Annotated in this window: 3 protein-coding genes; all 3 read left to right on the top strand. The window is 50.5% G+C overall.

Going from position 1 to position 15,881, the window contains the following annotated elements; translation table 11 throughout:
- The first annotated feature begins 295 nt into the window (after positions 1-295).
- Complete coding sequence (locus ACO6VG_RS02115; protein WP_422472467.1) at positions 296-7,669, top strand: AAA family ATPase; 7,374 nt, start codon at positions 296-298, stop codon at positions 7,667-7,669.
- Positions 7,670-7,923: 254 nt separating this feature from the next.
- On the top strand, positions 7,924-8,067 hold the full coding sequence (locus tag ACO6VG_RS02110; RefSeq protein ID WP_422413414.1) for a hypothetical protein: 144 nt from the start codon (positions 7,924-7,926) through the stop codon (positions 8,065-8,067).
- Positions 8,068-8,192: 125 nt separating this feature from the next.
- Entirely contained in the window at positions 8,193-15,794 is a 7,602-nt protein-coding gene (locus tag ACO6VG_RS02105) for an AAA family ATPase (protein WP_422472465.1), read from the top strand.
- The last annotated feature ends 87 nt before the right edge of the window (positions 15,795-15,881 follow it).

Here is a 15,881-nt window from a genome sequence, read left to right as displayed (position 1 = left end):
TCAATATCCCAAAAGTCCATCCCATTTGTGATGGATACGGGTAATACCAATCGTATTTTCTAACTCCCGCAATGAGCATGGAGATTTGAGCCTTAAGACAAGGCGGCGTGAGGAGTCATAGCCTTAGCTATGGCGACGATCGCCAACGCAGGATTAAGGCTCAAATCTTCAGCGCAATAGGGAGTTAGAAAGTTCGATTGGTATAACTATCCTGACGGAACTTCCATCCTGTCTGAAGGTCATACCATTAAACAATGGCAATGCAGTCCTTCAAATAACAGGTAGGAGATTCACTATGGATGGTCGTATTGTTGGGCAAAAATGCAAACCTTCTGCTGAAAATAGTTTACCTCCAGCCAAGAGACAGGGAGGATATTCATCATCTAAGATTGCAGAGGTCTGCTCTGGTGTCACTCCCCAAACCAAGACATCATCAAATCCGTTGATGTTGCCTGACAGAGCGAGTTCCGTATTCTCTATGGATTGCACGCTCCCAAAGGCCCCTTATTCTTTCGATTTTCGTTTTGTCGCCAGTGATGATGAGGTTCGACAGCTTTTAGTTGCCCGGGCTGGCGATGAGAATAGGGATGTCACCCTTATTTCCCACCCCGATGATCTTGCACAGGCTAACCTGGTGAGCCGGTTGAGCATTTCCGCCGATGGTCGCCACACTGTGAGTTCGGGCAAGCTGTTCGAAGGTTCACAGCCACTCACACTGGTGATGGATATCCGAAAACTCAACAGCGAAGAGCTGCCAAAATTTAACGATCTGCTGGACCCGGATACTCCCTGTCTGTTCGACAAAGCCAGTCAGAAGAAACGCCCTTTGGGCGAGCATGTTTCGCTATTGGTCCTGGCCGACCCTGAGCAGTTGGCATCGGTTGGTCTGCGTGAAGATGCACCCGCGGTCGGCGCTCCGGGTGCTGACTTCTGGCGGCGAATTAACAGGCCGGGAAATACCTGGCAGTTCGAGGCTCAGACCGACAATGACTCATCAATGAACCTGGACAATGTTCCCCCGCTATTGGCTGAACTCCCCTGTGCCGAAAGTGCTATGGATGACGACAGTACCGTTTTAATTAACTGCCATAGGCACACCAGCTGGCGACAGTTGCTGCTGGGCGGGCCGGGAGTGGATCAACAGGGGCGAATCCGGCACATCCCCGGCAGGCTTGAGTGTTTGAGGGCCGGGCAACGGGTCATTCTGAAAGGGGCCAACTGGCAGGACCTGGCTTTTGAACAGACGATTCGACAGATACTGGCGCAGCACTGCTTTGAGAGCAATGGCAAGATCTGTGGGTTACCCGACGATGTTCAGTTTTATCAAATGTCGGTAGACAGTAATGAGCTTCACTCACTGTTTCAAACCCTGTCCTGCCAGGGTGACGCTTCAGGACACCCGATCATCATTAACCAGAGTAACATTAGTGAGTGGCTGAACCCGATTGCTATTTCCCCGCAAGGCTATGCAACCCCTAACAACTGTTTGTTGGAACAAATTCGGGCGGGTGGTGTAGTCACTGTAACCTCTGCCCTTAATGAGGCACTATGGTTTCGTTTGCTGGGTTCATTGCAGACTATTCGCGAAACGAGTGACCTGGAGCCCCGACTTCAGGTGATGCACTCAAAACAACAGCCGAAAGCCCTTGGATTGCCAGAAAACGATGGGCAGCCTGTGTCCAGCCTGCAGGACAAAACCAGAGAGCACACTGCCTTTGATATCGTCACTTATCATCAACAGGCCCAGGCAAGCCACTGGATCAATTATCTGCAGGAAGCACCTCTGGTCATCCAGATCAATGAACAGACCAGCTTCAGCCAGCTTTTTGATAATATCCATATCACTTCGGAACAAAAGGCTCATTTTGGGCGACGTCAGAGCGGGTTGCAGAAGGCATTAATCGCTGGCACGCCGGTTTTATTGCGGGGATTGGAAACTAATCCAATGCTTCAGCAACTTCTGGAACCCCTGGCTGTAGGGCAACCTCTGTTGGTGAATGGCCAATTACAGGCCTTCCCAAAAGCCCTTGTCGCAATACTCTGGCCCAAGTCCGTGATGGGCTTCTCTTCGGTATTGGATTCGATGGTCGCCACGGCTGACCCATGTCCTGACTTCGATATCTGGGATATCAATGCGGACAGGCATGATATCCCCCGGACTGAATTGCCAGAACAAGCACTTTACTCAGTTTACAATGCGTTTAATACCGTACCTGCTCACCTTTGTAACCCTTTGCCTGAAATTACCGAAGACTTGTTGAATAACCTGATACTGGCTGCCCGACGGGTACAGCAGGTTGACCAGTCACCACTGCTTTTACCCGGCCACTGGCGCAAGGCTATCAATAGCGTCATTACCCATGGCACCCGGCAGCATCCGTCCGTGCGCGATTTTATGAAAGTGGCTTGTTGGCATTCACTGCCCGATGTTCATACGACGCCGGTTAAGGATCAAACCACCTCGGTAGACCCGGATCAGTTAGCTACCATCATCAATGGTGCTCTGCGGTTGGATAGAACGTTTATGAAGCAGAACTTCTGGCAACTGGCCCGAGCCTTTGATCCGGCGGTATTTAAGGACAGTGAATTACAAGTGTCCTATGAAAGTCCATTTCCAGTGCAGGGTGAAAAGGAAGCTCTGGACAGATTCTGTGCCATTGTCCTGGCCCATGCGCCTGAAGAAAAACGCCAGGCAATGGCCTATCAGCTGGCAGTCGACCCGGCGGCGGCAGAGCCCTGGCAATCGTTAACCATCAGACCCACAAGACAGATTAAACGTTTGCAGGATGCACTGGCTTCTGGCTGGCAGTTAGCTTTGTCACCAGGGCAGACCCGATCCCATGGCATTCAATCTCTGGCTGGCGATTGCTTTTACATAGCCAGAACAGCCAATTCTGACGCAGCAGGCATTGAGCACATAAAAAATCGACTGTCTGAATCACTGGCATGGACGGGGTCCACGGATAAGCCCTTATCCGCACTGGCCGATGATCTTTATCACGGCCTGACGAACCAGAAGGATCGTGAAAGCCGACGATTATCCCGACTCCATGAACGCTTTGCGGATTCTCCCGTTATCTTCCTGCAGGGAGAAACCGGTACTGGAAAAAGTTACTTTTCCGCCAAAATGGCGAATGCTTCAGGACAGGCTGCGGTCATTTCACTTGGGCCTTCTGACAGCGAACAAACCCTGATGAAACGCTGGCAGTGGCAAGAGCACACCGAGGGTGACCGTTCCATGACACTGCAAAACCGGGCGCTGATGGAATGGGCCAACACTCCGTCCGGGAAGGATGGACACTATGTCACTCTGGTTCTGGATGAAGCCAACCTGGCCAAAGCCGGATTGCTGGCATCATTGAACGGCTTATGGGAACCGCAACCGTGCGTATACGTCAATGGTCATCCTGTCAATGTCGGCCCGAAACACCGGGTGATTCTCACCGGTAACCCGGATCATTACGCCGGGCGCCAAATGGGCCCGGCCCTGAGAGAGAAACTGCCCAGAGCTTACTACCCACGGTTAGACCAGGCATTCCTCCGGGACAGGGTGGTGGAACCGGCTCTGGTCAGGCATTTACAACGGCATCTGCCGGAGCAGCAAATAAACGACATTGTACACAGTGCCAGCAACAGTGTGATGGTACTCTGGAAATATTATCAGGAACTCTTGCCCGGGCATGAGTTTACCCCCAGGGATTTAACCGATATCTGCAGCTGGGTGGGTTGGTATCTGGATCGTGCCCAACCCGCTCGCGGCAGTGTGACCTGTGAGCAAATAAACAGTTTGATCCAACAGAGTTTTCGGGATGTACTGGGGCCGGAAATCACCGAAACTCATCAGGATGCCCTGTCGGCACTGGAAATCTGGTTTACTGCCCGATTCCAACCGGAGAACACCCTGAGCGACAGAGTTCGTAACCAGACCCTGTCAGATATTCAGCAGACCTTCATTACAGTCACCAGAGAAATCCGACCTGAGTTTGATACCTCCGGATCAGCAGTCATTGAGCTGGTGCAAAGACTGGGACAGGATTTAAGCCGCGCTCAGCAAGCTTATCATCTCGGCATAAAACACGGCGGCCGTCAGGCAACGCTGATTGAAGGTCCGGCCGGGCGGGGTAAAGATGCCACGCTGAACCTGGTGATTGAAACTGTCAGACAGCAGGCCAGGCAACGGGGAGAATCCATGCCTGAGGTCTTCCCCCTGAATGCCTGTGACTGTTCCTGGGACAAACTGTGTGAAGCGATCCAGAAGGCAAAAGTCGATGGCGGCATCGTAGTGATTTCGGAAATGAATCTGATCGACAGCCAGCATCTGGAAGGTGAGTTAAACGATATTCTGGCCGGTGACGCTCATCCGGGCTTCCATCTCTTCGCCACCATCAACCCGCCTCAGTACAGCGGGCGCAAACCCTTGTCACCGGCACTGAAAGGGCGTTTCAGACATCTGCCCATCCGGCAGTATAACCCGACAGAACTGCAGACCATTGCCGGGAAAGTATTGCCACAGAACCCGGAGGGGAAAATCGTGGCTAAAGAGCTGACTCAGCAACACTGTCGATTAAGGGCTTACCTGCAACAGCAAAACCTGTCGCTGCAGCCGACCAGCCTTGATCTGCAGAATGTCGCCAGGGCGGTTGCAAGAGAGGGCGCCTTGACCGACAAGAGACTTCTTCAATGCTTCAATCAGCACTACCGGCTTTATCTGATGGCCGCCAAAATATCGCTGGCGGAACTGCCCGGGTCATCGCTCCCGAATTTAGGTGAAGGAGCGCTGGAGTCTGATCTTTGCCATTGGTTCAATGAAACGGTATCGGGCATTGATCGCCCCTGGTTGATACGACACAGTGACCGCAACAGTATTGATGAAAAAAACCATGAAATTCGTGTTAACACTTGTCTGCATCCAGAAAAAGTCAAAACTGAAATCATCAAGAGGGTGGCTCAGGCAAAATGGCAGGCGTCCGGTCTTCCCCTGAAGCCTCAACAGTCGTACGACATACTCACCCGGGCACTCTACCGACACTGGCAACAAAGCTGGTTTGGTGTTCAATTTGGCCAGACGGGCGTGGACGTTAATTGCGTCTTCTCCATGACGAAAGAAGAGCAACAAACGCTGAAAGCACCGGCTTCCCTGTCTTATGTCCGCAAGGCTGATCAGCGGATAGCTGCATGGAACGCCAATGAAGTTCAATTTTGGTCCGGGTTCTGGCATCAGATCAGTGATCTGCCGAACCAATGGGTTGACGACTCTGAAAGATACAACCCGGAAGTCGAGGAGAAAAAAGCCAAGACATTGGACCAAATGACGAATTATGAGGATCTGAAGATAGAGCTTAACGATTATAAAATTTTTGATACGCAGGACCATTCTTGCCACATGTATCGCTGGCAGGCAACTGATAATTATGTGACGGCTAAGGGGTATGTCAAACTGATCGATCTTGATGATGAACATCTTCAGGGGTTCGAAACCCTCATACCAACATCGTTACCCGGGCGTGACCAGACAGTGACATTAGCCAGAGATCAAACGCTGGCGACCCTTGAGCTGTCATCAGAGAATGCTAATGGTGAATATCCATTGCCCAGCCTGAGGGCTAACGACTATATCGTGGCCCTGAGTCTGGAACCCAATTTGGCATTTACCCTGGTCAGGGGTCGATATACCGGGCTTCACATACTGTCTATTAAAGAGCCCAGAGCCAACCAGAGTATTCAGTGTACTTATGTCGTAGAACCCAGAGAATCGAACAACAAAACAGCTGCTAAAGGAGTCCGGCCAGAACAATCAACACATTTTGATATCCACTGTTCAGAAGGTATGAAAACAGTACTGGACAGATTGTTTGAGACCATTGAAGACCCGCAAGACCCAACCGAAGAACAGCTGCCTTTATGGAAAATAAAAAACGCTAAAAACACGACGCAGCGCATTGAGGCGATCAGCGAATATTGCCGACAGTTTGCCGGAGATGCGCAACCAGAGAGCAATAAGAACTTCTTTGAATTCCTTGTTACACAGCGGCAAGGTAGCTGTCGTCATCGTGTGCCTGTTTTTGTTGCTTTATGTCGTTACTTCGGGATTCCCTGTCGGCAAATTAATAGCCGGGCCCACGCCTTTGCCGAGTATTCTCCGGATGAACGGCAAACCTGGGATTCAGTGGATTTGGGCGGAGCGCCCGCAAATACAACAGAGATCGAATCTGTCTTCCAGACCACCAGAAGGATCAGTGTTTCCAGCACTGAGTCAAAGAAGATTAAGGATCTTCTGAAAACAGCAAATCTGGCACAACTGCAAGCTTTGGCTAAAGCCCTTGACATAAATTTTGAGGAACTGAAAGAAGCGCTTGAGACAAACAGTGCATTGCCAGAAACCCATCTGAGTCTTCCTGAATTGGCAAGGAAGCTCTGGGAGCAAGGAGATTTAACCAGTTTTTCCCTGAGTGTCTCAATCATAGAGTCAATGGAGACAACAACATCAGGCCATCTCATCAAGCAGCTGACCGATGTTCTTGATGGCACCGGTGAGCATACCGGTAAAAGGATGTCGGAGGTGATAGCACAAGCATTGTCCGAGAGTAATGAAGATCAGGTCATTGAACCACTCAAATCGTTACACTCACAAATGATTGTTCAGGGCAAAGCAAACCCTCGGCAGTGGTTGAGTTCAATGGTGGATCTGCTGAAAAACAGCGACCTGAGCAAGCCTTCGGTGATTCACCTTGCCCGTGAAGCCCTGAAATCGGGTTGGCTGGACCCACTGCCAACCTCTGACGGCGAAATTATAGATGCTGACGAACATCATGAACTATTGGTGAGTCTCGAAGGTATCGATGAGTTTAAGTTTAAAGCCGGACATTGCCTTAAAAAGTGGTACAAGGAATTATTGTCCGCAGAAAAAAATAGCCAGCTATGGCGGTTAACTTATGAAAGCTTCGTAAAGAGAGAAGGTACTGACTTGATCGTTGATCATTCTCATGATGGCGTTTCGTCACTCCTTGAAAATAAAATAGCCAGCCCATCTATACAGATCTCCTGGACAGACGAACCTGAGGGAGTTCCGGATATAGAACGAATGTTGCTGCAACATCCCGCGTTTGGGCAGTTAATCTCGGGCAATACTAACCACCGCAGGGTGATTATCCTGGGGGAACCTCACTGGGCAGAGACAATGATTGTTGAAAAGAGCAAAGTCCTGTTTCAACGAGTCGTTGAGAACAGCCCGGAATTGCAGCAGTTATCGGAACAAATCAAAACAAAGTCCCCTGGTGTGCCCTATGAAGACGAAAGGCTTGAGGAATTAAAACGCAGATGCTTCCCGATAATTCAGCAGGCCTTCAGTCATTACCTCTATAAAGTGACACACTCAAAAAACGCCAGTTTGACGTATTGTTGGGTGAATGCTCACATCAGGAGGTCCCAATACAATTACAACTATGGCACCCATGATCCATCCTCACCAGAAGAGCTGGATACCATGATGGGTGAAATTGATAGCGATTATAAGTTTGAGAAATCGATTAAGGATGACTGCTTACGACAGGCACTCAACGCCGATAATGCTCTGGTGCTCAGAACCGACGATCTGACAAAAATTGCCGATGAGTTTTTGAACACCGTGAATTTGAATTCGATGTTTGACTCAGAATATTTATTCCTCTGATGATAGCTGCCCATAAATGTTCCATAAGGCCATCCTGACAACTCGTTCCCACGCTCCTTCGAGGCTGTCGCAAAACTCTAACAGCTCGTTCCCACGCTCTGAGGGTGTCGCAAAACTCCAACAGCTCGTTCCCATGCTCTGAGTTCGTCATTCCCGCGAAGGCGGGAATCCAGCGCCAACGGTGGATCTCTGCCTTCTCGGGGATGACAAGGCCAGGGGAGCACCGGGCAGTATGGTTCTGGTGGTGAGTCAGTGTGGATTCCCGCCTTCGCGGGAATGACGAGAATGAAATCGGGAATGACAGGAGTGAAGGCGGGAATGACAGGAGTGAAGGCGGGAATGACAGGAGTGAAGGCGGGAACCAGAGTTTTGCGACAGCCTCTCCTTCGCGGGAATGACGGGAGAATTGTCCCCTGTAGAGTGGATTTGGGTAACTGTCCTTACGGAACTTCCATCCTTTCTGAAGGTCTTACGCTTAAACAATTTCAGTACAGTCCTTCGGATAACAGGTGGGAGATTGACTATGGATGGTCGTATTGTTGGGCAAAAAAGCAAAGCTTTTCCTGATAATAATAATGTTCCGCCCGCCAAGAAAGCGAATCAGTACGCATCGGCAAAGATTGCAGAGGTCTGCTCAACCCCCCAACTCAATAGATCCTTACCTCCGATAATCTTGCCTGACAGGACGACAAGTCTTTTCTCAGCCAATTCCCCGCCCCCAATAACCCCTCATTCCTTCGATTTTCGTTTTGTTGCCAGTGACGATGAGGTTCGACAGCTTTTAGTTGCCGAAACCGGCGATAAATATCGGGATGTCGCCCTTATTTCTCATCCCGATGACCTCTCAAAGGCTAACCTGGTGAGCCGGTTGAGCATTTCCGGCGATGGTCGCCACACTCTGCGCTCAGGCAAGCTGTTCGAAGGTTCGCAGCCATTAACTTTGGTGATGGATATCAGAAAACTCACCAGCGCTGAACTGCCGAAATTTAACGATCTACTGGACCCGGATAATCCTTGTCTGTACGACAAAGTCAGGCACAGGAAACGTCCTCTGGGCAAGCATGTTTCTCTATTGGTGCTGGCGGCTCCTGAACAGTTGAGATCGGTTGGCAGACGTGGGGAAGCACCGGGGGCCGATGCACCGGGGGCCGACGCACCGGGGGCCGACGCACCGGGGGCCGACGCACCGGGGGCCGATTTCTGGCGGCGAATTAATCGACCGGGAAATACCTGGCAGTTCGATACTCAGACCGGCAATACCCCATCAATGACCAGCTGCAAGGCTCCCCCGATATTGCCTGAATACCCCAGTGCCGAAATTGCTCTGGATAATACCGTTCTTATTGACTGTCACTTGCACAATAACTGGCGACAGTTGCTTCTGGGCGGCCCCGGAGTGGATCAACAGGGGCGAATCCGGCACATTCCTGGCAGGCTTGAATCATTGAGGACCGGACAAACGGTGATTCTGAAAGGGGCCAACTGGCAGGATCTGACCTTTGAACAAACGATTCGACAGATACTGGCGCAACAGCGCTTTGAGAGCAATGGCAAGGTTTGTCAGTTATCCGACAATGTTCAGTTTTATCAAATGCCGGTAGGGAATGACGAACTTCATTCACTGTTCCAAAGCCTGTCCCGCTCTCGCGACAAAGAAGGTGACAAAGAAGCTGACAAAGGATCTGATAAAAAGCACGCACCACCAGGCCCGATCATTATTAACCAGGTTAATATCAGAGAATGGCTGAGCCCGATTGCCATTGCCCAGGGAGGCTATGCAGCCCCTAATACCTGTCTGTTGGAGCAAATTCAGGCGGGTGCTGCAGTGACCATAACGTCTCCCCTCACTGAGGCTCTCTGGTTTCGTTTGCTGGGTTCACTGCAGACTATTCGCGACACAACCGGCCTGACGCCCCGACTTCAGGTGGCTCATCCGGGACAGCAACCAGAAGCCCTGGGATTGGCAGAAAACCATGAACAACCTCTGTTCAATATCAGAGATCAGTCTGCTTTTAATGCAGTCACTTATCAGCAACAGGCCCAGGTAAGTCACTGGATCAATCATTACCCGCAAGCCCCCCTGGTTATTCAGGTGAATGAACAGACCAGCTTCAGCCAGCTTTTTGATAATATCCGTATCACCTCGGAACAAAAGGCACATTTTGGACGACATCAGAGTGGCTTGCAGCAGACATTAACCGCTGGCAAGCCGGTGGTATTGCGCGGGCTGGAGACTAACCCAACACTTCAGCAACTTCTGGAACCCCTGGCGGTTGGGCAACCTCTGTTGGTCAATGGCCAATTACAGGCCTACCCGCAGGCTAATGTCACCCTACTCTGGCCTGAGTCTGTGCAGAGCCCCTCTTCAATATTTAATTCGATGGTCGCCACGGCTAACCCCTGTCCTGAGGTCAATCTCTGGGATATCAATGCCCTCAGGCATGATATCTCCCGCACTGAACTGCCGGAACAGGCACTGCACTCACTTTACGAAGCGTTTGAAACCGTACCTGCCCACCTGTGTAACCCTCTGCCAGAAATGACCGAAGGCCTGTTGAATAACCTGATACTGGCTGCCCGACGAGCACAGCAGGTTGACCAGTCTCCTCAGCTCCTGACCCGCCATTGGCGCAAGGCCATCAACAGCGTCATCACCCATGGTGCCCGGCAGAATCCGTCAGTGCGGGATTTTATGAAAGTGGCTTGCTGGCACTTGTTACAGGACAAGACGACGGATGCCCATAAAAAGCCGGATGAGAATCAAGCCGCCTCGGTAGACGCGGATCTGTTAGCGACCATCATCAGTAGCACCCCGCGACTGAATAGAAAGTTTGTCAGGCAGAACCTGTGGCAGCTGGCCCGGGCCTTTGACCCGGCAGTCTTTAAAGATGCCAAATTACAACTGTCCTATGAAAGTCCATTTCCAGTGCAGGGTGAAAAAGAAGTTATGGACAGGCTCTGTGCCATAATCCTGGCCCACGCACCGGAAAAACAACGAAATGCTGTAGCCTATCAGCTGGCAGTCGATCCGGCGGCAACAAAGCCCTGGCAATCCTTAGCCACCAGACCAACCAGACAGATTAAACGTTTGCAAGATGCACTGGCTTCTGGCTGGCAGTTACTTCTGCCACCGGGGCAGACCCGATACGAAGCCATCCACACTCTGGCCAGCGATTGTGTTCACATGGCCAGAACAGCGAATTCTGAGGCAGAACCCGTTGAACGCATAGAAAATCGGCTGTCTGAATCACTGAAATGGTGGGGTTCTGCCGATGTGTCCCTGTCCGCACTGGCCCGGGATCTTTATCACGGCAAGATGAGTCAGGAGGATCGTGAAAACCGTCGATTATCCCGACTCCATGACCGGCTTAAAGACTCTCCCGTTATATTCCTCGAGGGGGAAACCGGCACCGGGAAAAGTTACTTTTCCGCCAAAATGGCGAGGGCTTCAGGACAGGCTGCGGTGATTTGCCTTGGACCTTCTGACAGCGAACAAACCCTGATGAAACGCTGGCAGTGGCAACAACACGCCGACGGCGACCGCTCTATGGCGCAACAAAACCGGGCATTGATGGAATGGGCCAATACCGGAACTCACAAAGACGAAGGCTGTGTTGGAGGAAGCTATATCACCCTGGTGCTGGATGAGGCTAACCTGGCCCGGGCCGGATTGCTGGCGTCATTGAACGGCTTGTGGGAAGCGCAACCCTGCATTTATGTGAATGGTCATCCTGTCAGGGTCAGCGAAAAACACCGGGTGATTCTCACCGGCAACCCGGATCATTATGCCGGACGCCAGCTGGACCCGGCCCTCAGGGAAAAACTGCCCAGGGCTTACTACCCACGCCTGGATCAGGCTTTCCTTCAGGATAGAGTGGTGGAACCGGCTCTGGTCAATCAGTTGCAACGGCATCTGCCAGAGCAGCAAATAAACGACATTGTACGCAATACTGTCGGAACTGTGATGGTGCTCTGGCAACATTATCAGGAGCTGTTGCCTGAGCATGAGTTTACCCCCAGGGATTTAACGGATATCTGCAGTTGGGTGGGCTGGTATCTGGATCGTGCGCTGCCCGCAGATGACCCCGTTACCTCCGGACAAATCAACAGTTTGATCCAACAGGGCTTTCTGGATGTACTGGGTCCCGAAATTACCGGGACTCATCAGGATGCCCAGCTGGCACTGGAAATCTGGTTTGCTACCCGTTACGAACCGGAGAACAGCCTGAGTGACAAAGTTCATAATCACACCCTGTCAGATATTCAGCAGGCCTTCAAAACATTCAGCCAAGAGATCCGACCTGAGTTTGATACCTCCGGATCGGCAGTCATTGAACTGGTACAACGGCTTGGACAGGATTTAAGCCGCTGTCAGCAGGCTTATCATCTCAACATAAAACACGACGGAAGACAGGCGACACTGATTGAAGGACCGGTCGGACGGGGTAAAGATGTCACACTGAACCTGGTGATCGAAAGTTTCAGACAGCAGGCTGAACGACGGGGAGAATCCATGCCGGAGGTCTTTCCCCTGAATGCCTGTGATTGTTCCTGGGACAAGGTGTGTGAAGCGATCCAGACGGCAAAAGTCCATGGCGGCATAGTGGTTATTTCGGAAATGAATCTGATCGGCAGCCAGCATCTGGAAGGTGAGTTAAACGATATTCTGGCCGGTGACGCTCATCCGGGTTTCCACCTGTTCGCCACCATCAACCCTCCTGAGTACAGTGGGCGAAAACCTTTATCACCGGCCCTGAAAGGGCGTTTTCGACATTTGCCCATCCGGCAGTATAACCGGGCCGAATTGCAGACCATCGCTGAGAAAGTGTTGCCACAGACCCCAAAAGGGAAAATGGTGGCTGAATGGCTGACTCAGCAACATTGTCGATTGAGGACTTACCTGCAACGCAATAACTTGCCGTTACAGCCCTCCAGCCTTGATTTACAGAATGTCGCCAGGGCTGTTATCAGAAGGGGCGACTTTAGCGAAAAAGGACTTTATCAATGCCTCGATCAGCACTACCGACTTTATCTGATGGCCGCTGACCTGTCAGTGGAGAAACTGCCTGAGTCATTGGCTCTTGCCATGGGTAAAAGTGAGCCTGATTTCAGACTTTGCCAATGGTTCAACCAAATGGTATCGGGCATTGACCGTCCGTGGTTAATACGACGCAGTGATCTCAACAGTATTGATGAAAAACGCCATGAAATTCGTTTCAAGGCTCGTCTGACTGAAAAGGCAGCCAGAACGGCAATCATCAGGATGATGGCTCAGGCAAAGTGGCTGGCATCTGGTCTTTCCCTGAAGCCCGATCCTTCGGACGATATTTTCACCGGAGCACTGTACCGATACTGGCAGCACCGCTGGTTTAATCATGAGTTTGGCCGGACAGGTGTAGACGCTGATAGTGTATTTCCACTGACCGAAGAGGAAAAACAAACGTTGAAATTACCGGCATCCCAGCCTTATCTGCGAGAGGCCGATCAGCGGATAGTCCCATTGAACGCCCACGAAGTTCAGTTATGTCCCGGGTTTTGGCATCAGATAAGGGATCTGCCAAACCATTGGGTGGAGAGGTCTATGAGCGAAGCGTTCGAAACCGGCGATGATAAGGCTCCTGAACAATACGATCCGGAAGTCCAACAGAAACAGACTCCGACATTGGACCAGGACACGAACTATGAAAATCAGGAGAAGCCACCCGTTAACGTCCATAAAATTTTTAATACGCAGACCCCTTCTTTCCATATGTATCGCTGGTGGGCAAAGGAGATTTACGTGACTGCTGAAGGTGATGTCAAACGGATCGTCATTAATGACAAACCCACTCTTGGGATTGAAACCCTCATACCTGCCCGGTTACCAGGGCATGATCAGGAAGTGACATTAGCCGAAGATCAGACGCTGGCGACCCTCAAGAGATCATCCTGCAACGGTCAATTTGACTTGCCCAGCCTGACGCCTGACGACTATATCGTGGCTTTGCGTATCGAACCCGATTTGCCATTTACCCTGGTCAGGGATCGATATACCGGGCTTCACTCACTGACTATTCCAGAGGCCAGCGCTTGGCAGAGTATTCAATTTTTTTACGTCGTAGAACCCAGAAAAACGAGCACTAAAGGAACCCGGCCTGAACGGTCAATAGATTCCGACAGCCAGTGTTCAGAGGCTATGAAAAATGTACTGGATGAGCTGTTTACGACCACTGACCAATACCCAGCCGAAGTAGAGGCGCTTTTACAGACAATGAAAAGCACTGAGGACACGAGGCAACGCATTAAGGCGATCACTGACTATTGCCAGCAGTTTTCTGGTAAGGCCCGACCCGAGAGTAGTGACAATTTCTTTCAATTCCTCGTCACACAGCGGCAAGGTAGCTGTCGTCATCGTGTGCCTGTTTTTATCGCTTTTTGTCGTTATTTCGGGATTCCATGTCGGCAAATAAGCAACCTTGTCCACAGCTTTGCTGAGTATTCTGTGGATAGAGGCCAAACCTGGGAGCCAGTGGATTTGGGCGGTGAGCCTGTGCAGACAACAGAAATCACACCTGACTTCCAGCCCACCCGGAAGAGCGGTAGTTCCGGCACTGCATCAAAGAAAATTAAGGATCTCCTGAAAGGAACTGATTCAGCACAACAGCAAGCTCTGGCCAAAGCCTGCGGTATCAGTTTTGAGGAACTGAACAAAGCCCTTGAGAGAAACAATGCATTACCAGACACAAATCCAGGTACTTTCGAAATGGTTAAGAATCTCTGGAAAGAAAAAGATTTAGCCGGTTTTTCCATGGGTGTCTCAATGTTGGAGACAAAAACATTGGGCCATCTGGAAAAGCAATTGATCGGTGATGTGCATGACCCCGATGGGTATACCTGGAAACCGATGTCGGAGGCAGTCAAACCAATCTTGTCCGGCAGTGATGCAAATCAGGTCATTGAACCACTCAAGTCATTGCACACAAAAATGATTATTCAGTGCGGAGCAGACCCCTGCCAGTGGCTGAGTTCAATGGTGGATATACTCAAATACAGTGACTTGGACAACCCTGCGGTTATTCACTTTGCCTGGGAAGCACTGCAATCGGGTTGGCTGGATCCATTGTCTGTCTACGAACACCATATTGTGGGAGCCCATGAACATCATGATCTATTGGCGTGTCTGGAAGGCATCGATGAACTCAAGGTTAATGCCGCCCACTGCCTGAAAAAGTGGTACAGGGAATTGTTGTCCAGGGAAAAAAATAGTCAGGTATGGCGTCTGGGTTATAAAGACTTCCAAAGTGAAGAGGGTAATGTCCCGTTCATCACTCATTGTCATGGCGGATTTTCACCATTCCTTGAAGATAAAATGGCCAGTCCATCTTTACAAAACACCTGGACGGACGAACCTGAGGGCATCCCGAATATAGAACGAATGCTGGAGCAGCTCCCCGCATTTGTGAAGTTAACCCCGGGCACTGCGAACTGCCGTCCGGTGATTATTATGGGAAGACCTTCCTTCCGCAGCGAAGTGATGGATAAAAAGATCGAAACCCTGTTAGCCAGGAACAACCCCGACTTGAAGCAGTTATTGGAAAAGATCAATCAATATGAGGCAAAGGAAAAACAACTCCAACATGAGCTGGATGCAGTGGATAGTTCTTATCCTGATAGTGAAATGGATGTTGACTGCATGGAGAAAAAAAAACGTGCCATCAAGCGCAGTTACGAACCCACTCTGAAGTCCCTTGAGGTGTCATGGGAGGACAGAAAGCTTTTGCATGTTTTAAAATTCAAATGTACGCAAACGATTGAGCAGGCTGTCATTCATTACCTGTATGAAGTGACACACACAAAAGGCAGTTGCCTGACGTATTGTTGGGCCAATGCTTACATCGGGGACTCCAGGGACCCCGACTACTATGGCGCTCATGACCCGGCTTCAGCAGAAGAGCTGTTTTTCATGATGTGTAATATTGATAGTTCTTTATCGTTTCAGAAATCTATCAAGGATAGCTGTTTAAAACAGGCACTCAACGCCAATAACGCTCTGGTACTCAAATCCGATGAGCTGTTAAAAATTGCCGAAGAGTTTTTGAATCGCATGAATTTGAACTCGATCTATAAATCGTTGAATATGTGTTAGGTGTCTCTGTGCACCAAACAACTCGCTTGTCGGGGACTGGCTTTGCCAGCCCGTCAGCTCTGGTGTTAGCGGCTACCCAAGATTTTA

It is taken from the genome of Endozoicomonas sp. ALB032, from assembly GCF_049310125.1.
Lineage (GTDB): Bacteria > Pseudomonadota > Gammaproteobacteria > Pseudomonadales > Endozoicomonadaceae > Endozoicomonas_A.
The sequence above is the reverse complement of the archived record's forward strand: the minus strand, read 5'-3'. Positions and strand labels throughout refer to the sequence as shown.

What these genes read in the sequence shown, in the direction of transcription:
- ACO6VG_RS02115 (WP_422472467.1), top strand. Translation starts at nt 296, where the DNA reads ATGGATGGTCGTATTGTTGGGCAAAAATGCAAACCTTCTGCTGAAAAT.
- ACO6VG_RS02105 (WP_422472465.1), top strand. Translation starts at nt 8,193, where the DNA reads ATGGATGGTCGTATTGTTGGGCAAAAAAGCAAAGCTTTTCCTGATAAT.